The organism is Marichromatium sp. AB32 (assembly GCF_003718675.1).
Classification (GTDB): Bacteria; Pseudomonadota; Gammaproteobacteria; order Chromatiales; family Chromatiaceae; genus Marichromatium; species Marichromatium gracile.
Map to the genome: position 1 here is coordinate 21164 of NZ_RHFJ01000021.1, position 25982 is coordinate 47145.

Annotated in this window: 13 protein-coding genes and 2 tRNA genes; 12 read left to right on the top strand and 3 right to left on the bottom strand. The window is 69.8% G+C overall.

Annotated features, from left to right (window positions below; all coding sequences use genetic code 11):
- Nucleotides 1-57: 57 nt before the first annotated feature.
- The 5 genes from parC to EBL85_RS08440 all read left to right on the top strand — a co-directional run bounded on the left by parC (nucleotide 58) and on the right by EBL85_RS08440 (nucleotide 8825).
- Nucleotides 58-2307, top strand: coding sequence for a DNA topoisomerase IV subunit A (parC, locus tag EBL85_RS08420; RefSeq protein ID WP_123142669.1), 2250 nt, complete (start codon nucleotides 58-60; stop codon nucleotides 2305-2307).
- Nucleotides 2308-2411: 104 nt separating this feature from the next.
- A complete protein-coding gene (locus tag EBL85_RS08425) occupies nucleotides 2412-3509 on the top strand; it encodes a two-component system response regulator (RefSeq protein WP_123142670.1) in 1098 nt (365 codons plus the stop codon).
- Between the two features lie 158 nt (nucleotides 3510-3667).
- Nucleotides 3668-7915 (top strand): PAS domain-containing hybrid sensor histidine kinase/response regulator, encoded by a 4248-nt coding sequence (locus EBL85_RS08430; protein WP_123142671.1) that lies wholly within the window; start codon nucleotides 3668-3670, stop codon nucleotides 7913-7915.
- 168 nt (nucleotides 7916-8083) lie between these two features.
- A tRNA-Leu gene (locus tag EBL85_RS08435) sits at nucleotides 8084-8170 on the top strand.
- A 223-nt stretch (nucleotides 8171-8393) separates the two neighbouring features.
- Complete coding sequence (locus EBL85_RS08440; protein ID WP_123142672.1) at nucleotides 8394-8825, top strand: DNA polymerase III subunit chi; 432 nt, start codon at nucleotides 8394-8396, stop codon at nucleotides 8823-8825.
- A gap of 211 nt (nucleotides 8826-9036) precedes the next feature.
- Here the strand turns inward: EBL85_RS08440 and EBL85_RS08445 are convergent.
- Nucleotides 9037-9123: transfer RNA gene (locus EBL85_RS08445), tRNA-Leu, on the bottom strand.
- A 118-nt stretch (nucleotides 9124-9241) separates the two neighbouring features.
- On the opposite strand from EBL85_RS08445, the gene rnr reads away from it, so the two are divergent.
- Both rnr and rlmB read left to right on the top strand, forming a co-directional pair.
- A complete protein-coding gene (gene rnr / locus EBL85_RS08450; RefSeq protein ID WP_123142673.1) occupies nucleotides 9242-11947 on the top strand; it encodes a ribonuclease R in 2706 nt (901 codons plus the stop codon).
- Nucleotides 11944-12687, top strand: a complete 744-nt coding sequence (gene rlmB / locus EBL85_RS08455; protein WP_123142674.1) for a 23S rRNA (guanosine(2251)-2'-O)-methyltransferase RlmB — start codon at nucleotides 11944-11946, stop codon at nucleotides 12685-12687. The genes rnr and rlmB overlap by 4 nt, the downstream gene beginning before the upstream one ends.
- Before the next feature lie 36 nt (nucleotides 12688-12723).
- Here rlmB and EBL85_RS08460 read toward each other — a convergent pair whose 3' ends face one another.
- Nucleotides 12724-13386 (bottom strand): TetR/AcrR family transcriptional regulator, encoded by a 663-nt coding sequence (locus tag EBL85_RS08460; protein WP_123142675.1) that lies wholly within the window; start codon nucleotides 13384-13386, stop codon nucleotides 12724-12726.
- A gap of 103 nt (nucleotides 13387-13489) precedes the next feature.
- Between EBL85_RS08460 and EBL85_RS08465 the strand changes: the two genes are divergently transcribed.
- The 5 genes from EBL85_RS08465 to EBL85_RS08485 all read left to right on the top strand — a co-directional run bounded on the left by EBL85_RS08465 (nucleotide 13490) and on the right by EBL85_RS08485 (nucleotide 24878).
- Entirely contained in the window at nucleotides 13490-14545 is a 1056-nt protein-coding gene (locus EBL85_RS08465) for an efflux RND transporter periplasmic adaptor subunit (protein ID WP_123141393.1), read from the top strand.
- Nucleotides 14542-17598, top strand: coding sequence for an efflux RND transporter permease subunit (locus tag EBL85_RS08470; RefSeq protein ID WP_123142676.1), 3057 nt, complete (start codon nucleotides 14542-14544; stop codon nucleotides 17596-17598). Before EBL85_RS08465 ends, EBL85_RS08470 begins: the two co-directional genes overlap by 4 nt.
- Before the next feature lie 360 nt (nucleotides 17599-17958).
- Complete coding sequence (locus EBL85_RS08475) at nucleotides 17959-19404, top strand: glycosyltransferase (protein WP_123142677.1); 1446 nt, start codon at nucleotides 17959-17961, stop codon at nucleotides 19402-19404.
- A 133-nt stretch (nucleotides 19405-19537) separates the two neighbouring features.
- Complete coding sequence (gene purL, locus EBL85_RS08480) at nucleotides 19538-23440, top strand: phosphoribosylformylglycinamidine synthase (RefSeq protein WP_123142678.1); 3903 nt, start codon at nucleotides 19538-19540, stop codon at nucleotides 23438-23440.
- Between the two features lie 193 nt (nucleotides 23441-23633).
- Nucleotides 23634-24878 carry a pectin acetylesterase-family hydrolase gene (locus EBL85_RS08485; protein ID WP_123142679.1) on the top strand — a complete coding sequence of 415 codons (1245 nt, stop codon included), beginning with the start codon at nucleotides 23634-23636 and terminating at the stop codon, nucleotides 24876-24878.
- A gap of 57 nt (nucleotides 24879-24935) precedes the next feature.
- Here EBL85_RS08485 and EBL85_RS08490 read toward each other — a convergent pair whose 3' ends face one another.
- Nucleotides 24936-25958 (bottom strand): nuclease-related domain-containing protein, encoded by a 1023-nt coding sequence (locus tag EBL85_RS08490; protein ID WP_123142680.1) that lies wholly within the window; start codon nucleotides 25956-25958, stop codon nucleotides 24936-24938.
- Between the last annotated feature and the right edge of the window lie 24 nt (nucleotides 25959-25982).

Genomic DNA, 25982 nt, shown 5'->3' on the forward strand with positions numbered 1-25982 from the left:
GCCTTGGCGCATCATGATGGGTTTCCTTGCGTGTCGACCCCTGACGTATCGAGAATCATGAGCGAGACCATCAGCTATTCCGCCGAGGGCCTGGAGCAGCGCCCACTCAAGGCCTTCACCGAGAAGGCGTATCTGGACTATTCCATGTACGTCATCCTCGATCGCGCCTTGCCCCATGTCGGCGACGGTCTCAAGCCGGTACAGCGGCGCATCCTCTATGCGATGTCCGAGCTGGGGCTGTCGGCGACGGCCAAGTTCAAGAAGTCGGCGCGCACCGTCGGCGACGTGCTCGGCAAGTTCCACCCCCATGGCGACTCGGCCTGCTACGAGGCGATGGTGCTGATGGCGCAGTCCTTCACCTATCGCTATCCGCTGGTCGACGGCCAGGGCAACTGGGGCTCGCCCGACGATCCCAAGTCGTTCGCGGCGATGCGCTATACCGAGTCGCGTCTTGCGCCCTATGCCGAGGTGCTGCTCGACGAGGTGGGGCAGGGCACGGTCGACTGGCAGCCGAACTTCGACGGCACCCTGGAGGAGCCGCGTCTGCTGCCGGCGCGTCTGCCCAACCTGCTGCTCAACGGCGCCACCGGCATCGCCGTCGGCATGGCCACCGACATCCCGCCGCACAACCTCTGTGAGCTGGCGCGCGCCTGCACCCATCTGCTCGAGCACCCCGAGGCCGATGTCGACGCGCTGATGCGTTTCGTCCCCGCGCCCGACTATCCCACCGAGGCCGAGATCGTCACCCCCGCCGCCGACCTGCGCAAGCTCTACCACAGCGGTGGCGGCAGCGTGCGGTTGCGCGCGCGCTACGAGGTCGAGCGCGGCGACATCGTCATCACCGCGCTGCCGCACCTGGTCTCGGGCAGTCGCGTGCTCGAACAGATCGCCCAGCAGTTCAATGCCAAGAAGCTGCCGATGATCGAGGACTTCCGCGACGAGTCCGATCACGAGTTCCCGACCCGGCTGGTGATCGTGCCGCGCTCCAACCGGGTCGATATCGCGCGGCTGATGTCGCACCTGTTCGCCACCACCGATCTCGAGCGCAGCTATCGCGTCAACATGAACATGATCGCGCTCGACGGTCGCCCGCGGGTGATGAACCTGCGCGAGATCCTCGTCGAGTGGCTCGCCTACCGCACCGAGACGGTGCGCCGCCGCCTCAACCACCGGCTCGACAAGGTGCTCGAGCGCCTGCATCTGCTCGATGGGCTGCTGATCGCCTTCCTCAACCTCGACGAGGTGATCGCCATCATCCGCACCGAGGACGAGCCCAAGGCGGTGCTGATGGCGCGCTTCGCGCTCACCGAGACCCAGGCCGACTACATCCTCAACACCCGACTGCGCCAGCTCGCGCGGCTCGAGGAGATGAAGATCCGCGCCGATCAGGAGACGCTGACTGCCGAGCGCGATGAGTTGCGCGCCATCCTCGACGACCCCGCGGCGCTGCGCCGGCTGCTCGCCGCGGAGTTCGCCGCCGACGCCGAGCGCTACGGCGATGCGCGGCGCTCGCCGCTGGTCGAGCGCGCCGCGGCGAACGCCATCGACGAGACCGAGCTGGCGCCGAGCGAGCCGGTGACCGTGGTGCTCTCGGAGAAGGGCTGGGCGCGTGCGGCCAAGGGTCACGACGTCGACCCGGTCGGATTCAACTATCGCTCGGGGGATCGCTTCCTCGCCGCGGCGCGCGCGCGCAGCAATCAGGCGGTGGCCTTCCTCGACTCGCGTGGACGCAGCTACAGCCTGCAGGCCCACACCCTGCCTTCGGCACGCGGCCAGGGCGAGCCGCTCACCGGGCGTTTCGACCCGCCCTCGGGGGCGCGTTTCGTGGCGGTGCTGGCCGCCGTCGAGGGGCGCTATCTGCTCGCCTCGGATGCCGGTTACGGCTTCCTCGCCCGCGCCGCCGACCTGGTGGCCAAGCCCAAGGGTGGCAAGGCGGTGCTGACCTTGCCCAAGGGTGCCGAGGTGCTCGACCCGGTGGCGGTCCCGGCGGTCGAGGGCGCGCTGGTGGCGGTGGCCAGCAGCAGCGGTCATCTGCTGCTCTTCCCCCTCGAGGAGCTGCCGGAGATGAGCCGGGGCAAGGGCAACAAGCTGATCGCCATCCCCACTGCCCGCGCCGCCGCGCGCGAGGAGCTGATGGTGGCGATGGCGGTGGTCGCGCCCGATGGCGTGCTGCGGGTGCGCGCCGGCAAGCGCGAGCTGACGCTCAAGCCGCGTGATCTGGAGGCCTATCGCGGTGATCGCGGTCGTCGCGGTCGGTTGTTGCCGCGCGGCTTCCAGCGGGTCGAGGCGCTGAGCGCCGAGCGCTGATCGCACACGGGGTGCGGCGCACTCGCCGAGTGCGCCGGGGGCAGGGTGAGGCCCTGCCGGTGATGCGTCGCGTCGAGGCCGGTGGCAGGCAAAAGGAGGTGACGATGCTCGATGGAAACCGCTCGACGATCCTGCTCGTCGATGACTCGCCCGAGAACCTGGTGGTGCTCAGCGAGCTGCTGCAGCCGGAGTTCCGGGTGCGCGTGGCCATCTCCGGCGAGAAGGCGTTGCGCGTGGTCAGTCGCGCGCCGCTCCCCGATCTGGTGCTGCTCGATGTGATGATGCCGGACATGGACGGCTATGCGGTGTTCGAGCGGCTGCGCGCCGATCCGCTGACCGCCGACACCCCGGTGATCTTCGTCACCGCGATGGACAGCGACGAGGCCGAGACCCGCGGACTCGACGTTGGCGCCGCCGACTATATCGCCAAGCCGGTCAATCCGCGCATCCTGCTCGCCCGTGTCCGTACCCAGCTCGAACTCAAGCGCGCGCGTGATCTGTTGCGTGACCACAACGCCCAGCTCGAGCTGGAGATCAGGCGGCGGATGCGCGACAACGTGCTGACCGAGCAGGTCAGCATCCTCGCCCTGGCGCACCTGGCCGAGATCCGCGATCCCGAGACCGGTAACCATCTGCGCCGCACCCAGCGCTATGTCCACGCCCTGGCCAGGCAGCTACGCGAACACCCGCGTTTCGAGACCTTCCTCGCCGGGCGTACCATCGAGGAGCTGGCGCGCTCGGCACCGCTGCACGATATCGGCAAGGTCGGTATCCCCGATCACATCCTGCGCAAACCCGGTCGTCTGTCGGCCGATGAGTGGGAGGTGATGAAGACCCATGCCAAACTCGGCAGCCTCGCCATCGAGCAGGCCGAGCGCGATGCCGAGCGTCCGGTCGAGTTTCTCGCACTCGCCAAGGACATCGCCCACTATCATCATGAGAAGTGGGACGGCAGCGGTTATCCCGAGGGGCTCGCCGGGGATGCCATCCCGATCGCCGCGCGACTGATGGCGCTCGCCGATGTCTTCGACGCCCTGATCTCGCGCCGGGTCTACAAGGCGCCGATGGGATTTGCGGAGGCGCGCGACATCATCCTCGCCGGTCGGGGCACGCACTTCGACCCGGATGTCACCGATGCCTTCATGGCGCGCTTCGATGAGTTCTGCGAGATCGCCACGCGATTCGGCGAGATCGAGGCATGAGTCCGCGACAGTCGTGACGGCGGGTCAGTGATTCGCGGCGCCCGCTCCAGTGCAGCCCAATCAAGCATTCAGATGGAGGTGAAGGCGATGGCGCGATCATGGGATAGCGGCTCCGCAGCGGGTCATCACGCCAGGGCTTTCCGGGTGAACGCCCGTCGATGAAGACCGATCAGGGGCGCGCCACCGTCGGGGGGCAGGGACATGCCGGGCGCCGGTGGCCGATCGGATATGTCATCGTCGCCGGGTTGTGGGTGCTGTTCTCCGACCTGTTGCTGGTTGCGCTGGGTGGTGGGCCGCCCTGGCTGGTGATGGCGAGCGTGCTCTCCGGCGCCCTGCTGGTCGCCGCCAGCGCGCTGCTGTTGCTCGTCGCCGCGGACCGGGCGCTGGAACCGGCTCCACCGTCCAGGTTGCCGCGTGCGCAATGGCCGCCGGTGCTGTTGATGCTCACGGCGATCGTGTCGCTGGCGATCACCGGGGGCTGGTTCTCCTACGAGCACCAGCGCACGACACTCGCCGAGACCCTGCAGACCATCGCCGAGCTCAAGGTGCGCCAGGTCGAGCACTGGCTCGACGAGCGCCTCGGTGACGCGCGGATGATCCAGACCAGCCGGCTGTATGCCGGGCTCTATCGCGACTGGCGGGCCGGTGACGCCGCCGTGGGCGAGGTGTTGTGCGCACGGATCCTCGAGTATGCCCGTTTCAACAATTTCGGCGAGGCGCGCTTGGTCGGCCCCGAGGGTGATCAACTCTGTGGTGCCGGCGGTCCCGGGGCACCGCTGCCAGGGTTGCTCAGCGAGGCGGTGGCTCAGGCCGTCGTCGTGCGGCAGGTCGTGGTGCAGGGGCCCTATCGCGATGCCGGCGACCGTCTTCATGTCGACTTCCTGGTGCCGCTGCCGCTCGATCAGCAGGAGTCGCCGCCGGTGGCGGTGCTGCACAACGATCCCACCGAGAACCTCTATCCGCTGCTCTCCTTCTGGCCGCTGCCGAACTCCTCGGGCGAATCGCTGCTGTTTCGGCGCGAGGGCGATGCCGTGGTGTCGCTCAACGCCTTTCGCTATCGCCCGGACAGCGCCGCGCGGTCGCGGACCCCGCTGACTGCCGAGCGGGTGATCGCAGTGCAGGCGATGCTCGCCCCGGAATTGCTCGGCACCCTGGTCGAGGGGGTGGATTATCGCGGGGTGCCCTCGCTCGGCGTGGTGCTGTCGGTTCCCGGGGTGGACTGGTTCCTGGTCGCCAAGGTCGATCGTCGCGAGCTGTGGGCCGGGGTGGTGCGCGATGTGCGTTGGATCGTGCTGGCGGCGCTGCTGGCGGCGCTGATGGTCCTGGCCGGCGCGGCGCTGTTGCGCCAGCGTCAGCGCCTGCTCTATGCCGAGCGGCTGCGTCATTCGCACGACGAGCGGTTGCGCGCGCTGAACCTGCTCGGGGCGATCGCCGAGGCCTCGCCCGATGCCATCTTCGCCAAGGATCTCGAAGGGCGTTATCTGCTCTTCAATCGCGCCGCCACCACCCTGGTGGGATATCGCGCCGAAGAGGTGCTGGGTCAGGACGACCGGCTGCTGTTCCCGCCCGATCAGGCCGCTCAGGTCATGGCCAGGGACCATGACACCGTCGCCCGCGGGGTCAACACGACCTTTCTCGAACACCTGAGCTGCGCCGCCGGCGAGCGCATCATGCAGACCACCAAGGGGCCGCTGCGCAACGGGGATGGCGAGGTCATCGGGGTGTTCGGGATCGCGCGCGACATCACCGAGATCCACCGTGCCGAGCAGGCCCAGGCCGACGAGGCGCTGATGCGCAAGATCCTGATCGAGCAGTCGCGCGATGCGATCGTGATACTCGACCAGGACGGCGGTGTGCTCGAGGCCAACGAGAGCTTCGCCGGGATGCTCGGCTGTTCGCTCGAGGCGGCGCTGCAGCTGCGGCTCTGGGAGTGGGATCCGGACTGGTCGCGTGAGCGGACGCTGGAGGTGCTGCAGCGCTTCGAACTCGGCTCGGGCATCCTCGAGACCAAGTGGCGGCGCAGCGATGGCCAATGCATCGATGTCGAGGTCGCCTTCAATCAGATCGAGCATCGCGAGGTCCGGCTGGTGTTCTGTGTCTGTCGCGACATCACCGTACGCAAGCGTGCCCAGGAAGAGGTGACACGGCTCTCGCGGGTGATCGAGCAGACCCAGGAGAGCATCGTCATCACCGACCTCGAGGGTCGTATCGAGTTCGTCAACGACTCCTTCCTGCGGACCTCGGGCTACACCGAGGCGGAGGTGCTCGGCAAGAACCCGCGGCTGCTGCGCTCGGGCAAGACCTCGCACGAGACCTATGTCGAGCTGTGGCGGACGATCACCGGCGGGCGTTCGTGGAGCGGTGAGTTCGTCAATCGACGCAAGGACGGCGAGGAGTTCATCGAGTTCGCCATCATCAGCCCGATCCGCCAGCCCGACGGCCGCATCAGCCATTACGCGGCGATCAAGACCGATGTCACCGAGCGGCGCCATATCGAGCGCGAGCTCGCCGAGCACCGCGATCATCTCGAGGAGCTGGTGGCCGACCGGACGGTGGAACTCGAACGCGCGCGCGAGAGCGCCGAGGCGGCCACCCGTGCCAAGAGTGCCTTCCTCGCCAACATGAGCCACGAGATCCGCACCCCGATGAACGCCATCCTCGGGCTCACCTATCTGCTCCAGCGCGACGAGCTGGCTCCCTCGCAGAGCGAACGGCTCGACAAGATCAGCGGCGCGGCACGTCACCTGCTGTCGATCATCGACGACATCCTCGATCTCTCCAAGATCGAGGCCGGACGGATGGAGCTGCACCAGCTCGACTTCCCGCTGCTCGCGATCCTCGATCACGTACGCTCGCTGATCGCCGATCAGGCGCGGGTCAAGGGGCTGGCCGTGGAGATCGATTGCGACGATGTGCCGCACTGGCTGTACGGCGATCCGACGCGGCTGCGCCAGGCGCTGCTCAACTATGCCGCCAATGCCGTCAAGTTCACCGAGCACGGTCGCATCGCGCTGCGTGCGCGGCTGCTCGAGCAGCATGCCGATGAGGTACTGGTGCGTTTCGAGGTCAGTGATACCGGTATCGGCATTACGCCGGAGCAGCGCGTGCGCCTGTTCACCGCCTTCGAGCAGGCCGACGCCTCCACGACCCGTCGTCACGGTGGGACCGGGTTGGGGCTGGCGATCACCCGACGTCTGGCCGAGCTGATGGGCGGCGCGGTCGGGGTCGATAGTCAGCCCGGTCACGGTAGCACCTTCTGGTTCACCGCCCGGTTGCAGCGCGGGCGTGGCAAGGTGCCGCCGCAGCTCGATGTCGTCGCGCCGTCCCAGGAGGCGGAGCTGCGCGAGCGCTTCTCCGGGACCCGCTTGCTGCTGGTCGAGGACAATGTGGTCAATCGCGAGGTGGCGCTCGACCTGCTGCAGTCGGTCGGGCTCCGGGTCGATATCGCGAACAATGGCGCCGAGGCGGTGGCCAAGGTCGGGGTGGAACGTTATGCGCTGGTGTTGATGGATGTGCAGATGCCGGAGATGGACGGTCTGGAGGCGACCCGCCGGATCCGCGCCCTGGAGCTGGAGCAGCAGCCGGCGATCCTGGCGATGAGCGCCAATGTCTTCGACGAGGACCGGCAGCAGTGTCTGCGGGCCGGCATGAACGACTTCGTCGCCAAGCCGGTCGATCCCGACACCCTCTACGGCATCCTGCTCAAGTGGCTCTCGAATGGTGCGCCGTCCATCGAGTCGGCCCGCCCCCCGCTGCCCGAGATCGTGCCCGACGATACCGCGTTGGCCGCACGGCTGGCGGCGCTTCCGGGCATCGACGGGCTGCGCGGGTTGAGCGCGGTGCGCGGCCGCACCCAGTCCTACCTGCGGCTGTTGCGGCTCTTCCTGCGTGATCATGGCCGGGAGCCGGAGCGCATCGCCGAGGCCTTGGCCCGTGATCAGCTGGCTCACGCCCGTCAATTGGTGCATGCCTGCAAGGGTGCCGCCGCGACGGTGGCCGTCGATGCCGTGACCGAACCGCTGATCCGGCTGCTCCCGCTGATCGAGCGCGACAGCGAAAAGACGCGCCAGCGGCGTGCCGAGCTGCTGGTCGAACTCGAACGGGGGCTGCGCCTGGTCGAGCGTGGGCTGGATGAACTGGCGGCCGAAGGGCAGGATGAGCGCGTTGCGATCGATGATGCGGTTGACCCCGGTCACTTCACCTCGACCCTCGACGAACTCGAACGCCTGCTGCGTGAGGATGACGCCGCCGCGTTGCACTTGCTCGAGGAGGCCGAACCCTTGTTGCGTGCGGCGTTGGGGGATCGATTGCGCGCGCTCGCCCACGAGATCGAGCGCTTCGACTTCGATGCGGCCCTGGTGACGCTGGGTGCGGCGCGCGCTCGGATGACCCCGGGGGAGCGCTGAGTCTCGGGATGCGCCGGCGCCGGGCGGGGAGGGGGCTCGATGGAGGCTGACTCCAAGGGGGCAATGGGGCGGATGATTCAAATGGGCTTGACACGATCGGACTGAAGCCTTAAAGTTCCAGTCCTCGCCAGGGAGCGAAGGGCCAGGTCCCATCGTCCCGACCCTCATGCCGAGGTGGCGGAATTGGTAGACGCGCATGGTTCAGGTCCATGTGGGCGAAAGCTCGTGGAGGTTCAAGTCCTCTCCTCGGCACCATATTCCAAGCTCATGTCCCAGTGACGTGACTGAAGCGAAAGAAGCAAACCGACCATTGGTCGGTTTTTTCGTTTCTGCGTCCCGGCAAGGCGCTCCAGCGATCGCATTCATCGTCTCGGTGAGGCGTGGTCGACGCGCGATCGGTATGATGGGCGCACCGTTGCGCCGCCGTCGGCGCGCATGTCCGATCATCCCGCCGTCACGGCCTCAGCGCTCTGGACCCATGACCCGTATCGACTTCTACACCCTTGCCGCGGACAGCAGCGGCGACCGCTTCATCTTCACCTGTCGCCTGCTCGAGCGCATCCGTGCCGAAGGGTTGCGCGTGCTGGTGTATTGTCCGGAGAGCGAGTGGGCGCGCCATCTCGACCGGCTGCTGTGGACCTTCCGCGAGGACGGTTTTCTGCCTCATGGGCTGGTCGGGCAGGTCGATGCCGAGTTCACCCCGGTGCTGATCGGCGCCGATCCGCGCCCGCCGGTGCCGACCGAGGTGCTGGTCAATCTTGCGCTGACGCCGCCGGACGACCTCTCGCCCTTCGCGCGGGTCTGCGAGCCGCTCGACCAGACGCCGAGCGTGCTCGAGGCGGGGCGGGCGCGCTATCGTCACTACCGCCAGCTCGGTCATCCGCTGGAGCATCATCAGGTGCGGCTCTGACGGGTTGCGGCGCGGCGCGACCCTGTGGTGGCGCGCGCAAAACCGTCGTCTCGACCGATCCTGGCGATGAGGCTCGGACAGCTCGCAAGCGAAGCGGCGACTTTTCGGCTAACATAGGGGTGCGACTCGATCGCTGCAGCGTCATTGGAATGACTCTGTGGTCAAGCGACTCGACGGATGCGATCGGGGAAGGGGGATCTCGGAGAGGAGATGGTGCCGAGGAGAGGACTTGAACCTCCACGAGCTTTCGCCCACATGGACCTGAACCATGCGCGTCTACCAATTCCGCCACCTCGGCATGAGGGTCGGGATGATGGGTCTTGGCCCGTCGCTCCCTGGCGAGGCGGCAAATAATAGTGAGACAAGCCGACCCTGTCAACGCTAAACTGGATTTTTTTCCGACAGACTGGATTCACGTGCCAAAAAGAAGACCCTCATCGACCGCGCGACACGCGGACCCGCATCGCCAGCGCGAGGCGAAGAAGTACGCAAACCCCATCCCCAGCCGCGAGTTCATCCTCAAACGCATGGAGGAAGCGGGCGCGCCGCAGTCCTTCGAGGAGCTTACCGGCGTGCTCGGGCTCGACGACGAGCAGGACCTGATCGCGCTCGAGCGCCGTCTCGGCGCCATGGTGCGCGACGGCCAGCTGGTGCGTAACCGCAACGACGCCTTCTGTCTGGTCAACAAGCGTGACCTGATCGCCGGACGGGTGATCGGCCATCCCGACGGGTTCGGCTTCCTGCGTCCCGACGCCGGTGGCGACGACCTCTATCTCTACAACAAGGAGATGCGCACGCTGTTCCACGGCGACCGCGCGGTGGTCCGGGTCAGCGGCCGGGATCGTCGCGGGCGGCTCGAGGGCGCGGTGGTCGAGATCCTCGAGCGCAACACCCGCTCGGTGGTGGGGCGGCTCTACAAGGAGAGCGGTGTCGGTTTCGTGATGCCCGACAACAAGCGTCTGGCCCACGACGTCATCATCCCCAGCGACCGCTATGCCGGCGCCGACCAGGGGCAGATCGTGGTCGCCGAGATCACCGACCAGCCGACCCGTCGCACTCAGCCGATCGGTCGTGTCGTCGAGGTGCTCGGCGACAACATGGCCGCCGGGATGGAGACCGACATCGCCATCCGTACCCACGACCTGCCGGTGGAGTGGCCGGTCGAGGTCGAGGCCGAGATCGCCGGGCTCTCCGCGGAGGTGCCGCAAGAGGCGAAGGCGGGGCGTGTCGACCTGCGCAAGCTGCCGCTGGTGACCATCGACGGGGCCGACGCGCGCGACTTCGACGACGCCGTCTACTGCCAGCGCACCCCCAAGGGCTGGAAGCTGCTGGTCTGTATCGCCGACGTCTCGAGCTATGTCCGCCCCGGCACCGCGCTCGACAAGGAGGCCTATGCCCGCGGCAACTCGGTCTATTTCCCCGACCGGGTGATCCCGATGCTCCCGGAGGTGCTCTCCAACGGGCTGTGCTCGCTCAACCCCCACGTCGATCGGCTGTGCATGACCGCCGAGCTCTATCTCAACGACGAGGGCAAGATGATCCGCAGCCGCTTCTACGAGGCGGTGATGCGCTCGCACGCGCGTCTGACCTACGATGAGGTCTGGGCGATGCTCGACGCCGGCGATGCCGAGCTCTGTGAGCAGCATGCCGAGGTGCTGCCCCATCTCCACGAGCTCTATCAGCTCTTCCTGGTGCTGCAGCGCTCGCGCGCCGAGCGCGGTGCGATCGACTTCGACACCACCGAGAGCAAGTTCGAGTTCAACGACCAGGGCCGCATCTCCGGCGTGGTCCCGGTGATCCGCAACGATGCCCATCGCATCATCGAGGAGTGCATGCTCGCGGCCAACGTCGCCGCCGCACGCTTCTTCGAGCGTCGCCGCATCCCGGCGATCTTCCGTATCCACGACACCCCCAGCGAGGAGAAGCTCAGCGACCTGCGCGAGTTCCTCGGTCAGCTCGGGCTGCGTCTGCCCGGCGGCGCCAAGCCGACTGCGGCCGACTACGCCGAGCTGCTCGACTACGTCAAGGATCGCCCCGATCGCCACCTGATCCAGACCGTGCTGCTGCGCTCGATGCAGCAGGCGATGTACAGCTCCGACAACGCCGGGCACTTCGGCCTCGCCTTCGACGCCTATACCCACTTCACCTCGCCGATCCGCCGTTACCCCGACCTCATCGTCCATCGCATCATCAAGCAGGTGCTGGCAGGCGCCACCGCGGCCGATCTCGACTACTCCAAGACCGAGCTGCAGCAGGCCGGCGAGCACTGCTCGGGCACCGAGCGGCGCGCCGACGAGGCCACCCGCGACGCCTCCGACTGGCTCAAGTGCGAGTTCATGCGCGACAAGCTCGGTCAGGAGTTCGACGGCACCATCACCAGCGTCAACTCCTTCGGCCTGTTCGTCGAGCTCGACGAGGTCCATATCGACGGTCTGGTGCACATCACCGCGCTCGACAACGACTTCTACCACTTCGATCCCATCGGGCACCGGCTCGACGGCGAGCGCACCGGCACCGTCTACCGGCTCGGCGATCGGCTGCGGGTGCAGCTCGCGGCGGTCAACCTCGACGATCGCAAGATCGACTTCGTGCTCGCCGAGTCGACGCGTCCCAAGCGCGCGCCCAAGCCCGGCGCCTCGCGCAACAGCCGCAAGCGCAACGGTCGCAGCCGCAAGCAGCGCGCCGAGGGTCAACCGCAGCAGCCGGTCGAGTCGGTCGAGCAGCCGGTCGTCGAGCACTCGCCCGCGCCCGAGCTCGCCGCCGAGGAGACGCCGAAGCCGCGCAAGTCGCGCCGCAAGCCCAAGGGTGCGCGCCAACCCGCCGCGTCCGAGCAGACGCAGCAGGTGCAGCAGGTGCAGCCGGAGCCCGCGGCCGAGCCCGCTCCCCAGGGTGAGCAGGGCGGGGATGCCCCCACGCCGGCGAAGAAGCGTCCGCGCAAGCGCAAGCCGAAGAAGACGACGCCCGAGTCCGTCGCCGCACCCGCGCAGCAGCCGGTGGCGCCCTCGGGTGACGAGGCCTCGAAGGCTGAGACCAAGGCGCGCAAGCCGCGCTCGCGCAACCGGCGCAAGCGCAACAAGAGCGGCAACGGTAACGGCAATGGCAACGGGGCCCCGCAGGCATGAAGGACTGTGCCGCAGTCGCCGGGATCCACAGCGCCCGCGCGGCGCTGAAGTTCGGCGCCGAGGGGGTCGGCGCGCTCTGGCTCGAACGCAGCCGGCGCGACCGTCGTCTCGGTGAGCTCGCCGAGCTGGCGCGCGCCGCCGGCGTCGAGGTCCGTCAGGTCGACCGCGACACCCTGGAGCGCGCCGCCGAGGGCGCCAACCACCAGGGCGCGGTGGCCTGGGTGCGGGTGCCCGCGGCGCGCGCCGAGGCCGATCTCGATCGTCTGCTCGACGCCCTCGAGACGCCGCTGCTGCTGTTGTTGCTCGACGGCGTGCAGGACCCGCACAACCTCGGCGCCTGTCTGCGCAGCGCCGACGCCGTCGGCGTGCATGCGGTGGTCGCGCCCAAGGACAACGCCGTCGGGCTGACCCCGGTGGCGTGCAAGGTCGCCAGCGGTGCTGCCGAGACTGTGCCCTATGTCCAGGTCACCAACCTCGCACGCACCATGGACCGGCTCAAGGATCGCGGCATCTGGCTGATCGGCACCGCCGGCGAGACCGATGCCGAGCTCTATGGCGCCGATCTGCGCGGCCCGCTGGGGCTGGTGATGGGCCGCGAGGGCAGCGGGCTGCGCCGCCTCACCCGGGAGCGCTGCGACGCCCTGGTGCGGCTGCCGATGCTCGGTCAGGTCGAGAGCCTCAACGTCTCGGTCGCTGCCGGGGTCTGTCTTTACGAAGCGCTGCGCCAACGGCGCGGCTGAACCCATCGATGCGCCGCTCCGCCCCGTCACCCGTCCTCAGTCGGCGGGCTCCGGGGCGTAGGCGCGCAACAACACCTCCACCCCCTGCTCGATCCGGCGCGCCAGCGTCGCCGCGTCCGCGCGCGGACAGCCGCCGCTGAACAGCCCGGTGGTCTGCAACCCCTGCCACATCCCCAACAGCTGCTCGGCGGCCAGGGTGCAGTCGTGTGCCCGCAGATCGCCGCGGCGCACCGCCTCGGCGAGGATATCGGCGAGCTTGTCGCGGGTGGCCGTCGGACCCTCGCGATAGATCAGCGGTCCCAGCCAGGGCTGCTGGCTCGCCTGGCTCGCCACCATCCGGTGCATGGTGACGAAGTCCTCGCTGGAGAGGAACTCCATCAACACCCCGCCGAACTCGATCAGGGTGCGGCGCAGCCCCGGCGCGTCGGTCGGCAGCTGGTCGAGGATCGCGGTCATCTCCGCGCGCTGGGCGAGCACGGTGGCGCGGACCAGGCCCTGCAGGTCGCCGAAGTGGGCATAGACGGTGACCTTGGACACCCCGGCGGCGCGGGCGATGCCCTCGATGCTCAAGGCCTTGGTCGAGCCGGCGAAGAACAGCGCGCGGGTGGCGTCGATGATCGCCTGGTGCTTGGCGGGATCGGGTGGCCGACCGCGGCGTGGCGTGGTGGCGGCCTCTGGCTTGGTCGTGGTCTTTTGCATTTACTAAACGCTTTCGTACATTAATAATGGATAGGTCCCGTCACGGGGGCCGTCCAGACCATAACCGAATCCCGTTCAGCGACGAACGGGTGGAGTCCCGCGAGTGCGTTACCTGATCCTTCCGCTGGCGCTGCTGCTCGGCGCCTGTCAGCCCGAATCCTCCGGGAGCGAAGCCGTCGCCGAGGCCCCGCCCTGGGTGCTGGCGACCACCCTCGAACCCGCCGCGGGCACCGTCTGGCGACTCACCGGAAGCGTCCATGCCCGTCACGAGATCCCGTTGGCCTTTCGCATCGGCGGGGCGATCGTCGGCCGTGCGGTCGATGCCGGCGAGCGGGTCGAGGCCGGTGCTGCGCTCTTCACCCTCGATCCGGCCGATGTCGAACAGCAGCGGGTGGCGGCCGAGGCCACGGTGGCCAGCGCCCGCGCCGAGACCGAGAACGCCGAGCGCGAGCGCGAGCGTCTCGCCGACATGCTCGAGCGTCGCCTGGCCAGCCAGCAGGAGTACGATCGCGCCGAGACCGCCGCGCGTGCCGCGCGCGAGCGACTGGTGGCCGCCGAGGCGAGCCTCGAGCAGGCGCGCAACGCGGTCGGCTATGCCACCCTGCGCGCGCCCACCAGCGGCGTGCTGATCGCCGTCTCCGGTCAGCCGGGACAGGTGGTGGCCGCCGGCGAACAGATTGCGGTGCTCGCCGAGGACGGCGCGCGCGAGGCCGAGGTCGAGGTCCCCGAGGACCGGCTCGAGGCGCTGCCCGAGCACGCCGCGGCGCGACTGCTCGGCGTGAGCGCGGGCTTCGATGCCGAGTTGCGCGAACTGGCCGGGGCGGCCGACGCCGCCACCCGGACCTGGCGCGCCCGCTATCGACTGATCGAGGGCGCCGCGGCGCCGCTCGGCGCCACCGTCACCCTGCGCTTCACCAGCCCGCTCGACGCTGCCGCGGGCCTGGTGGCGCGGGTGCCCCTGGGCGCCGTGCTCGAACGCGGTCGCGGCGCCCAGGTGTTTCGGATCGACGGCGAGCAGGTGGTGGCCGAGCCGGTGCGGGTGCTGGGGCTGTTCGACAGCGGGGTGGAGATCCACACCCGGCTCGCCCCCGGGACCCCGATCGTCGCACTCGGGGTCGATCGGCTCGAACCCGGTCAGCGAGTGCGGGTGCGGCCATGAGCGAGGGACGTTTCAACCTCTCCGCGCTCGCGGTGCGCGAGCGCTCCGTCACCCTGTTCTTCATCCTGCTCACCGCGCTGGTCGGGCTGATGGCCTTCCTCCAGCTCGGTCGCGCCGAGGACCCCGCCTTCACCGTGCGGGTGATGGTGGTCTCGGCGCAGTGGCCGGGGGCGAGCGCGCGACAGATGCAGGATCTGGTCGCCGAGCCGCTGGAGAAGCGCATCCAGGAGGTCGCCTACTTCTACAAGGTCGAGACCACCGCGCGCCCCGGGCGCGTCGACCTGCTCGTCGAGTTCCAGGACTACACCCCCTCGGAGGAGATCCCGGAGCTCTACTACCAGGTACGCAAGCGGATGCAGGACGCCGCCCCGAGCCTGCCCGCCGGGGTGCGCGGCCCCTTCGTCAACGACGAGTTCTCCGACGTCTACTTCGCCCTCTATGCGCTCGCGGCGCCGGGGCTCGAGCCGCGCCTGCTGGTGCGCGAGGCCGAGCGCGTGCGCGACCGTCTGGCGCGGGTCGAGGGGGTGCAGAAGGCGCGACTGCTCGGCGAGCGTCCGCAGCGCTTCTTCGTCGAGTTCGATCACGCCCGGCTGGCCAACCTGCAGCTCACCCCGCAGGCGGTGATGGACGCGCTGCAGGCACAGAACCAGCTGCTGCCGGCCGGTTTCGTCGAGACCGAGGGGCCGCGTCTGGCGCTGCGCCTGGATGTCGGGCTGCGCGACCCGGAGGAGATCCGCCGGGTGCCGCTGCGCGTCGGTGGCCAGCTGGTCAGTCTCGGCGAGGTCGCCGAGGTGCGCCGCGGCTACGAGGACCCGCCCGAGTACCTGGTCCGCGCCGGTGGCGAGGACGCGGTGCTGCTCGGGGTGGTGATGCGGCGCGGCGAGAACGGGCTGGAGCTGGGCGCGCGGCTCGATGACTTCGTCGCGCGTCTGGAGGCGGAGCTGCCGCTCGGCATCACCCTGACCCGGCTGACCGACCAGGCCGACGCCATCGCCCACGCCGTCGACCTGTTCCAGATCAAGTTCCTGGTCGCCGTCGGGGTGGTGATGCTGGTGAGCTTCGTCGCCCTCGGCTGGCGCGCCGGACTGGTGGTCGGCATCGCCATCCCGCTGACCCTGGGGCTGACCTTCCTGCTGATGCTGATCCGCGGCATCGATCTCGACCGGGTCTCGCTCGGCGCGCTGATCATCGCCCTCGGGCTGCTGGTCGATGACGCCATCATCGCCATCGAGATGATGCTGGTGAAGATGGAGGCCGGCTGGGACCGATTGCGCGCCGCCGCCCACGCCTGGACGGTGACCGCCGCGCCGATGCTCAGCGGCACCCTGGTGACGGCGATCGGCTTCGTGCCGATCGGCTTCGCCCGCTCCGGGGTGGGGGAGTACGCCGGCAACATCTTCTGGGTGCTGGCCTTCGCGCTGCTCGTCTCCTGGCTGGTGGCGGTGACCTTCACCCCCTATCTGGGCTCGCTGCTGCTCGCCGACCCCAGGCCCGGCAAGGATCACGGCGAGGGCTACGACGGCCCGCTCTACCAGCGGCTACGCGCGCTGATCCGCCGCTGCGTGGGCCACAAGCGGCTGGTGGTCGGCTTCACCTTCGCGCTGCTGGCGCTGGCCGTCGCCGGGCTCGCCGGTCCGGTGCAGAAGCAGTTCTTCCCCAGCTCGGACCGCCCCGAGGTGCTGGTCGACATCTATCTCCCCGAGGGCAGCAGCATCGGCGCGACCGACGCGGTGACCCGTCGTGTCGAGTCGGTCCTGGCCGAGGCCCCGGGGATCGCCTCGGTGTCGAGCTATGTCGGCGCCGGCGCGCCGCGCTTCTTCCTCGCGCTCAACCCCGAGCTGCCCAACCCGGCCTTCGCCAAGCTGATCGTGGTGGCCGAGGACGTCGCCGCGCGCGATGCGCTGATCGCGCGGCTGGAGTCGCACATCGCCGCCGGCGACTTCCCCGAGGCGCGGGTGCGGGTGCACCGGCTGCTCTACGGCCCGCCGGTGATCTGGCCGGTGACCTTCCGCGTCGTCGGGCCCGACCCGTTGCAGCTGCGCGCCTTGGCCGACCGGGTGCGCGCCCTGGTCGCGTCCGATCCGCACACCCGCGGCGCCCATCTCGACTGGGACGAGCGGGTGCCGGTGGTGCGTCTCGCGCTCGACCCCGACCGGCTGCGACTGATCGGGCTGACCCCGCGCGAGATCGCCCAGCAGATGCAGTACGCGCTCACCGGCATCGTCGCCACCGAGATCCGCGAGGACATCCGCAACGTCTCGCTGGTGCTGCGCGGCAGCCAGGACCAGGCGGTGCGGGCCGAGGCGCTCGCCGACCTCACCCTGAAGACGCTCGACGGGCGCACCGTGCCGCTGGCCCAGGCCGGCAGCTTCAGCATCGGCTTCGAGGACCCGGTGCTCAAACGCTATAACCGCGAGCCCTTCATCGCGGTGCAGGCCGAGGTGAGCGGTGCCCAGCCGCCGGACGTCACCATGGCGATCTGGTCGCGACTGGCCGAGCTGCGCGCGACCCTGCCGCCGGGCTATCGCATCGACATCGGCGGCGCGGTCGAGCAGTCGGCCAAGGCCGACGCCTCGATCCAGCGGGTACAGCCGATCATGCTGGCGTTGCTGTTGATCGTGGTGATGCTGCAGATGCGCAGCTTCTCCGGCACCCTGATGGTGGTGGCGACCGCGCCGCTGGGGGTGATCGGCGCGACCCTGGCGCTGCTGGTCGGCGATCGTCCGTTCGGCTTTGTCGCCCTGCTGGGGATGCTCGGGCTGGCCGGTATCCTGATGCGCAACACCCTGATCCTCGCCCAGCAGATCGAGGTCAACCTCGCCGCGGGCATGGCCCGCGGCGACGCGGTGATCGAGGCCACGGTGCGCCGCACCCGACCGGTGGTGCTCACCGCCGTCGCCGCCATCCTCGCCTTCCTGCCGCTGGCCACCGACACCTTCTGGGGACCGCTGGCCTATGTGCTGATCGGCGGCATCCTGGTCGGCACCGCCATCACCCTGCTGTTCCTGCCGGCGCTCTACGCCCTCTGGTTCCGCGTGCGGGTGGAGGGGTGAGGGAGGTCGCCAGCGACCAGCCGTCAGTGGGTGCGGACCCGCACCGCCTGCGGCCGCACGCCGACATCACACATCATTCACTTTGCGCGCTTCGCGGCTTTGCGGTTCAATCCTGGCCGCTGGCCGCTGGCCGCTGGCCGCTGGCCGCTGGCCGCTGGCCGCTGGCCGCTGGCCGCTGGCCGCTGGCCGCTGGCCGCTGGCCGCTGGCCGCATTGCGTCCGTCCCGCGAGGGCGTAGAATCCCTCATCGATCCCAGTGATTTTCCCGCGCCGGCGTCCGCGTGACGCCGCCACCTCCCTGCCACCCCGACGTCTACGGCGTCGGGGTGGTGTTGTTGAAGCCTGACGGATACCGATCGCTATGACTGCACTGGAATGGTTGCTCATTCCGCTCCTCGCGCTCACCCTGGTGGTGTTGACGCTGTTCTCCGCCAATCTGGCGACCCTGAGTCTGGCGCGCCTGCTCGCGCCCCGGCGAGCGCTCGCCAGCGCCGCACTCGATCCCGAGCGACTGCCCGAGGTGCTGGTGCAGCTGCCGCTCTACAACGAAGGCGAACTGATCGGCCCGTTGCTCGAACACATGGCCGCGCTCGACTGGCCGCGCGAGCGGCTGCACGTACAGGTGCTCGATGACAGCACCGACGACTCGCTGGCGCTCAGCGAGCAGGCGGTGGCCCGCGCCCGTGCCGCCGGGCTGCGCGTCGAGCTGATCCACCGGCGCGAGCGCACCGCCTTCAAGGCCGGCGCCCTGGCCGCCGGACTGGAGTGCTCGGAGGCGCCGCTGGTGGCGATCTTCGACGCCGACTTCGCACCGCCGCCGGACTTCCTGCGTCGCACCGTGGCGGTGCTCGAGGCCGATCCGGGGCTGGCCTATGTGCAGACCCGCTGGGCGCACCGCAACCGTGACCACAGCCTGCTCACCCGGGTGCAGGCGCGGTTGCTCGATGCCCATTTCCGCGTCGAGCAGGAGGCGCGCTGGCGGCTCGGCCTGCCGGTGCCCTTCAACGGCACCGGCGGGGTGTGGCGTCGCGCGGCGATCGAGTCCGCCGGCGGTTGGCACGGCGACACCCTCACCGAGGACCTGGACCTGAGTCTGCGCGCGCACCTGCGCGGCTGGCGCTCGGCCTTCCTCGGCGCGCTGGAGGTGCCGGCGGTGCTGCCGACCTCGACGCGCGCCTGGCGCGCCCAGCAGTTTCGCTGGAGCAAGGGCTTCGCCCAGTGCTTCCTCAAGCTCGCCCCGATGGTCTGGTCGAGCCCGCGCCTGGCGCCGTGGCAGAAGCTGCTGATCGGTCTCGAGCTGGCCCAGCCGCTGGCCTTCCTGCTCGGCTCGCTGTGTCTGCTGATGGGGCTGCCGTTCATCGCCGGGGCGGCGGTCGGCGGCGCGCTGCTGGGCACGGTGGCGATCACCGCCTCGGTGCTCGGGCTGGTCGCGCCGGTCGGCTTCCTGCTGCTCGCCGGTCACGGGGGCGGGGTGCGGGAGACCGCGCGCGAGGTCGCCGGTGCCCTGGTGCTCACCAGCGGCTTGCTGCTCTCCAATGCCCGCGCCGGGGCCGAGGCGCTGCTCGGTCATCGCAGCGAGTTCGTCCGTACCCCGAAGCGTCGGGGTGGTTCCGGTGCGCGCCGCCGCCAGTGGCGCGGCGGTCTGCCGGAACTCGCTGCGGGGCTCGCGTTGCTCGGCTTCGTGCTGTTGCAGCAGCCCGTCGCGGTGATCTATCTGCTGGTGGTGATCGGGGGGCTGCTCGGGGTCGGCGCGCTGCAGCTGCGCGATGCGCTGCTGCTCGACCGACCCGGCGAGCCCGGCGCCTGAGTCGCGCCCCGGGCCACCGACGGTTGGGGCGCCACCCGGGGCGAAAATCGCGTCCCGGGTGGCGATTTTTGGGGCCTTGGTCAAGTATCATGTTCGGTCTTCGCTTGAAACCCGAACCATGAGCACATTGCCAATGCTGGTCCTCCGTGGCGCGCCCGCCCTTTCCGATCTCCGTCTACGCAAGCTCGCCGAGCGGCTGAGCGCGCATACCGCCCGTCCGCTGCGGGTCTATGCCGAATACGTTCATTTCGCCCAGCTCTCGCGCCCGCTGGACTGGTCCGAGCAGCAGGTGCTCGAACGCCTGCTGAGCTATGGCCCGAGCCTGCCCCAGCACGACCCCGAGGGCGGACTGGCGCTGGCGGTGCCGCGCCCCGGCACCATCTCGCCGTGGTCGACCAAGGCCACCGACATCGCCCACAACAGCGGGCTGGCGGCGGTCGAGCGCATCGAGCGCGGCATCGCCTACTACGTCACCCTGGAGGACGGCACGGTGCCCGAGGCGGCGCTGCTGGCGCGCGCCGCCGAGCTGCTCCACGACCGCATGACCCAGGTGGTGCTGGGCGCGCTGGAGGAGGCCGAGCAGCTGTTCGTGCGCGCCGAGGCGCGCGCACTGCGTCGCGTCGATCTGCTCGGCGGCGGGCGCGCGGCGCTGGTCGCGGCCAACACCGAGTTGGGGCTCGCGCTCTCCGAGGACGAGATCGACTATCTCGCCGAGAGCTTCGGCGCGCTCGGGCGCAACCCCAGCGACGTCGAGCTGATGATGTTCGCCCAGGCCAACTCCGAGCACTGTCGTCACAAGATCTTCAACGCCGACTGGACCATCGACGGCGAGGCGCAGCAGCGCTCGCTGTTTGCGATGATCCGCAACACCACCCAGTGCGCGCCCGAGGGCGTGCTCTCGGCCTACAGCGACAACGCGGCGGTGATCGAGGGCAGCATGGGGCAGCGCTTCCTCGCCGACCCCGACAGCGGCGTCTACGGCGCGCACGCCGAGCCGATCCACGTGCTGATGAAGGTCGAGACCCACAATCACCCGACCGCCATCGCCCCCGATCCCGGCGCGGCCACCGGCTCCGGCGGCGAGATCCGCGACGAGGGCGCCACCGGCCAGGGCTCCAAGCCCAAGGCCGGGCTGTGCGGCTTCTCGGTCTCCAACCTGCGCATCCCCGGCTTCGAGCAGCCCTGGGAGGTCGACCACGGCAAGCCCGGGCGCATCGTCTCGGCGCTCGACATCATGCTCGAGGGGCCGATCGGCGCGGCGGCCTTCAACAACGAGTTCGGCCGCCCCAATCTCGCCGGCTACTTCCGCACCTACGAGCAGACCGTCCCCGGTCTCGCCGAGGGCGAGGACGAGCTGCGCGGCTATCACAAGCCGATCATGATCGCCGGCGGGCTCGGCAACATCCGCGCCGAGCACGTCAACAAGCAGTCCTTCCCCGCCGGCACCCCGCTGATCGTGCTCGGCGGTCCGGCGATGCTGATCGGGCTCGGCGGCGGCGCGGCCTCGAGCATGGCCACCGGCGCCTCGGCCGAGGACCTGGACTTCGCCTCGGTACAGCGCGCCAACCCCGAGATGCAGCGCCGCTGTCAGGAGGTCATCGACCGCTGCTGGGCGCTCGGCGAGGACAACCCGATCCTCTTCATCCACGACGTCGGCGCCGGCGGGCTGTCCAACGCGCTGCCCGAGCTGGTGCACGACGGCGAGCGCGGCGGGCGCTTCGAGCTGCGCGAGGTGCCCAACGCCGATCCCGGCATGTCGCCGATGGAGATCTGGTGCAACGAGGCCCAGGAGCGCTACGTGCTGGCGGTCGACGCCGCGCGGCTCGAGCGCTTCCGCGCCATCTGCGAGCGTGAGCGCTGCCCCTACGCGGTGGTCGGCGAGGCGACCGCGTCCGAGGAACTCAAGCTCGGCGATCGTCAGCTCGACGACACCCCGATCGACATGCCGATGTCGCTGCTCTTCGGCAAGCCGCCGAAGATGCACCGCGAGGTCAGTCACGTCAGCCCGCGCCGTGCGCCGCTCGACACCGCCGCGATCACCCTCGACGAGGCCGTCGAGCGGGTGCTCGGTCTGCCCACGGTGGCCGACAAGAGCTTCCTCATCACCATCGGGGACCGCAGCATCACCGGTCAGGTGGCGCGCGATCAGATGGTCGGTCCCTGGCAGGTGCCGGTGGCCGACTGCGCGGTGACCCTGAGCGACTACCAGGGCTACACCGGTGAGGCGATGGCGATGGGCGAGCGCACCCCGCTGGCGCTGCTCGACGCCCCGGCCTCGGGGCGGATGGCGGTCGGCGAGGCGCTGACCAACATCGCCGCGGCCGACATCGCCCGTATCGGCGACATCAAGCTCTCGGCCAACTGGATGGCCGCCGCCGGTCATCCCGGCGAGGACGCGCGGCTCTACGACACGGTGCGCGCCGTGGGCCTGGAGCTGTGTCCGGCGCTCGGCATCGCCATCCCGGTCGGCAAGGACTCGATGAGCATGAAGACGGTGTGGCAGGGGCCCGAGGGCGAGCGGCGCGAGATGACCGCGCCGCTGTCGCTGATCGTCTCGGCCTTCGCCCCGGTGCGTGACGCGCGCACCACCCTGACCCCGCAGCTGCGCACCGACCTCGGCGACACCGAGCTGCTGCTCGTCGATCTCGGGCGGGGCGCCAACCGGCTCGGCGGCTCCTGTCTGGCGCAGGTCTACGGCCAGCTCGGCGAGGTCGCGCCCGATCTCGACGACCCGGCGCTGCTCAGCGGCTTCTTCGCCGCGATCCAGACGCTGCGCGCCCAGGGCCACCTGATCGCCTATCACGACCGCTCCGACGGCGGTCTGCTCGCCACCCTCGCCGAGATGGCCTTCGCCGGTCGTTGCGGGCTCGACATCGATCTCGCGCCGCTCGCCGGCGACGACCTGGCGGTGCTGTTCAACGAGGAGCTGGGCGCGGTGGTGCAGGTGCCGAGCGCGGCGCGCGCTGCGGTGCTGGCCGAGTTCGAGTCGGTTGGTCTGGGCGATTGCGTGACCCGTCTCGGCGCGCCCTCGGTCGATGGTCGGGTGCGCATCCGGCGCGGTGAGCAGACCCTGTTCGCCGCCACCCGCGCCGAGCTGCAGCGCACCTGGTCGGCGACCAGCCATCGCATGCAGACGCTGCGCGACGACCCGGAGTGCGCCGACGAGGCCTATGCGCGCATCGCCGATGCCGCCGATCCCGGGCTCAACGCCAGCCTCGGCTTCGACCCGGCCGAGGACCTCAGCGCGCCCTATATCGCCCGTGGCGCGCGCCCGCCGATGGCGATCCTGCGCGAGCAGGGCGTCAACGGTCAGGTGGAGATGGCCGCGGCCTTCCACGCCGCCGGGTTCGAGTGCGTCGACGTGCATCTCTCCGACGTCGTTGCCGGTCGCGCCGAGCTGAGCCGCTTCCGCGGTCTGGTCGCCTGCGGCGGCTTCTCCTACGGCGACGTGCTCGGCGCCGGCGAGGGCTGGGCCAAGACCATCCTCTTCAACGCCCGCGCCCGCGATCAGTTCCAGGCCTTCTTCGAGCGCACCGACACCTTCGCCCTGGGCGTGTGCAACGGCTGTCAGATGCTCTCCAACCTGCACGAGCTGATCCCCGGCGCCGGTCACTGGCCGCGCTTCGTGCGCAACCGCTCCGAGCAGTTCGAGGCCCGTACCCTGATGCTCGAGGTGGCCGACACCCGCTCGCTGCTGCTCGCCGGCATGGCCGGCTCGCGGATGCCGGTGGCGGTGGCCCACGGCGAGGGACGCGCCGAGTTCCGCGACGAGGCCCATCTCGCCGCGGCGCGCGCGGCGGTGGCGGTGCGCTATGTCGAGAACGACGGTCATGTCGCCGAGCAGTATCCGGCCAACCCCAACGGCTCGCCCGAGGGCATCGCCGGTCTGACCACCGACGACGGTCGGGTGACCATCATGATGCCGCACCCCGAGCGGGTCTTCCGCACCGTGCAGCACAGCTGGCACCCGGATGGCTGGGGCGCGGATGCGCCCTGGATGCGGCTGTTCCGCAACGCCCGGGTCTGGGTCGACTGATCCCCGCGATCGCGCCCGCGCCCGCCGCCGGCGGGCGCGGCGTATCATGGCGTCTGGATGACGCGGCGCGTCGGCGCGCCCGTCCATGTCTTCGCCCCTGTTCGATGGATCGGGGGGAGGGAAGCGGGAGACACGCCCCGGCCAATCGTCGGGCGCGTCTCCCTGGATCGTGATCACATTGAGGTGATGCCCCATGGAAGTCTCCAGACTGACCCTGTGCGCCCTGCTCGTCGCCACCGCGCTCGCGCCCCATGTTGCCAGCGCCGAAGACTGGCAGCGGATCGATGCCGCCGCGTCCTTCGTCGACACCGACGGGGTGTTTCGCACCCCCGCCTGCTCCGGCTCGCCGCGGCTGGAGGAGGGTGAGGTGGTGGCCACCGACACCGACTACGCCTTCTTCGTCCGCGACGGTGATCCCGCACGACTGCTGCTGTTCTTCGACGGCGGTGGCGCCTGCTGGGACGCCGGCACCTGTATCGACGCCGCGCTCGACGGCGACGTGCTCTATTACCCCGAGGTCGACGAGACCCCCGCGGAGCTGGCAGGCTTCGGCGGGGTGTTCGACATCGATCGCGACGACAACCCGTTGCGCGACCATCTCCAGGTCTATCTGCCGTACTGCACCGGCGACCTGCACCTGGGCGCGCGCGACACCAGCTATCCGCTGCCCGACGGCGGCGACTGGACCATCTATCATCGCGGGCACGACAACGTCATCGCGGTGCTCGAGTACCTCGCCGACTATTACGCCAACGAAGTCGGTGAGCCGCCCGAGGAGATCGTCCTGGTCGGCGCCAGCGCCGGCGGTTACGGCGTGCTCTACAACTATCCCGCGCTCGCCCGGCGCTTCCCCGGGGTCGAGCGGGTGCGAGTCCTGGTCGACTCCTCCAACGGGGTGATCTCCGAGGACCTGTTCGAGCGCGCGCTCGAGGCCGACGGGGTGTGGGGCGCGCAGGAGAACCTCGACCCCGAGATCGCCTCGGCCTTCGACGACGGCGCCGGCCAGCTGGTGCCGGGGCTGCTCAACACCCTCGGCTGGCAGTACCCGGACGCCCGTTTCGGTCAGTACACCCGCGCCTATGACGCCGTGCAGGTGCTCTTCTTCAACGTCTCCTCCAACCTCGGCAATCCCGAGCGCTGGTTCGATCCGGTCCATCTGCTGCTCTCCGGGCTGGAGTGGACCACCCGCGCGCGCGCCTCGATGTGGGGCACCGCCTTCACCACCTGGAACTATCGCTTCTACCTCGCCCAGGGGCAGACCCACATGGTCTCCTTCTACGACGACTTCTTCAGCGAGGACAGCGCCGGCGGTATCGAACTGGTCGACTGGTTCAGCGACATGATCGAACGCCGCTGGACCTTCGGCAGCGACTGGCGCAACGCCAGCTGCGTCCCCGCCTGTCTGCCGCCCGAGGGGCTGGATCTGTCCACGCTCTAGCCTGATTGTCCCCGGCGCCGCGAGGCGTCGGGGACGATCGGGTACATCTCTTGCCGTTCAGGGCGTTGCCGTCGTCTTGTCACAGGCCGCCGCGCGCTGGCGGCGCGTCTCCGCCGTGTCCTCGATCAGCACCGAGATGATCGCCAGCTTGCACGCCTCGGTCTCGACGGACTCGGGGTGGCTCCAGTCGATGCTGCTCCGGGTACTGGGCTGGTCGACAGTGGCTCGGACGTGCTGGGAGCGCGGTGTGGGTGTCGGGGCAGGCGCGGGCGCGACGAGCCGCTCCGGGGCGGTAACCGGCATGCGCCAGGGCTGGGTGAGCGACTGCCAGCCGAGTATCGTCAGCGCGAGGCCGATGAGTCCGAGCAGGGAGATGACGCGACGGCGCAGGCGTCCGGTCGTGCGGCCATGACGGGCGGTGAGCTGGTCGAGGTGCGCGCGACGGGTGCTTTTGTCGTCACGGGTGGCATCGAGCAGATCCTCCCAGGCGAGCTGTAGCGCGATGGGGGCACTCTGGCCGGCTGATGCGCCCAGGACCTCGGGCAGCTCGGCCAGCGTGGTCACGCCCGCCGGTCTCCCGCGGGCAAAGCTGGCGCGTCCACTGAACACCACCAGTCCGCGTGGTTGGTGTGCGTCACCGAGTCGTGCCCGGACCGCCTGCAGGTGGGCGTGGTTCTGGCGCAACGGATTCTGGAAATCATGCTGGTTGCGTCCGCAGCGCTGGGTCCAGCGCGCCTCGTGCGCGCGCCCGAGGATGTGGCAGCCGAAGTGCTTAGTCTCGATCACCCAGATCGTCTCGGCGGTGAGGGCGAGATGGTCGATCTGTGTCCAGCCGCCGCGCCCGTCCGCCAGCAGCCGGTCGTGACAGGTCGCCAGGCAGTGACGATCGAGCACGCGCGCCACCCGGCGCTCGCCGCTCCAGCCGCGCAGGCGGGGCCGAAGCGCGGCGAGCAGGCGGGGGAGCACGGTGGCGAGCAGTAACAGCCCCAGGAGCGTCGGGCCGACCTGGATGACCAGGGGCCGGAGCTGGGTGAAGAGCTGGTTGGCGATCTCCCCGATCAGGGGGCGGAGTCCGTCCATGGGTGCGGCCCTGTCCGTGTCGGT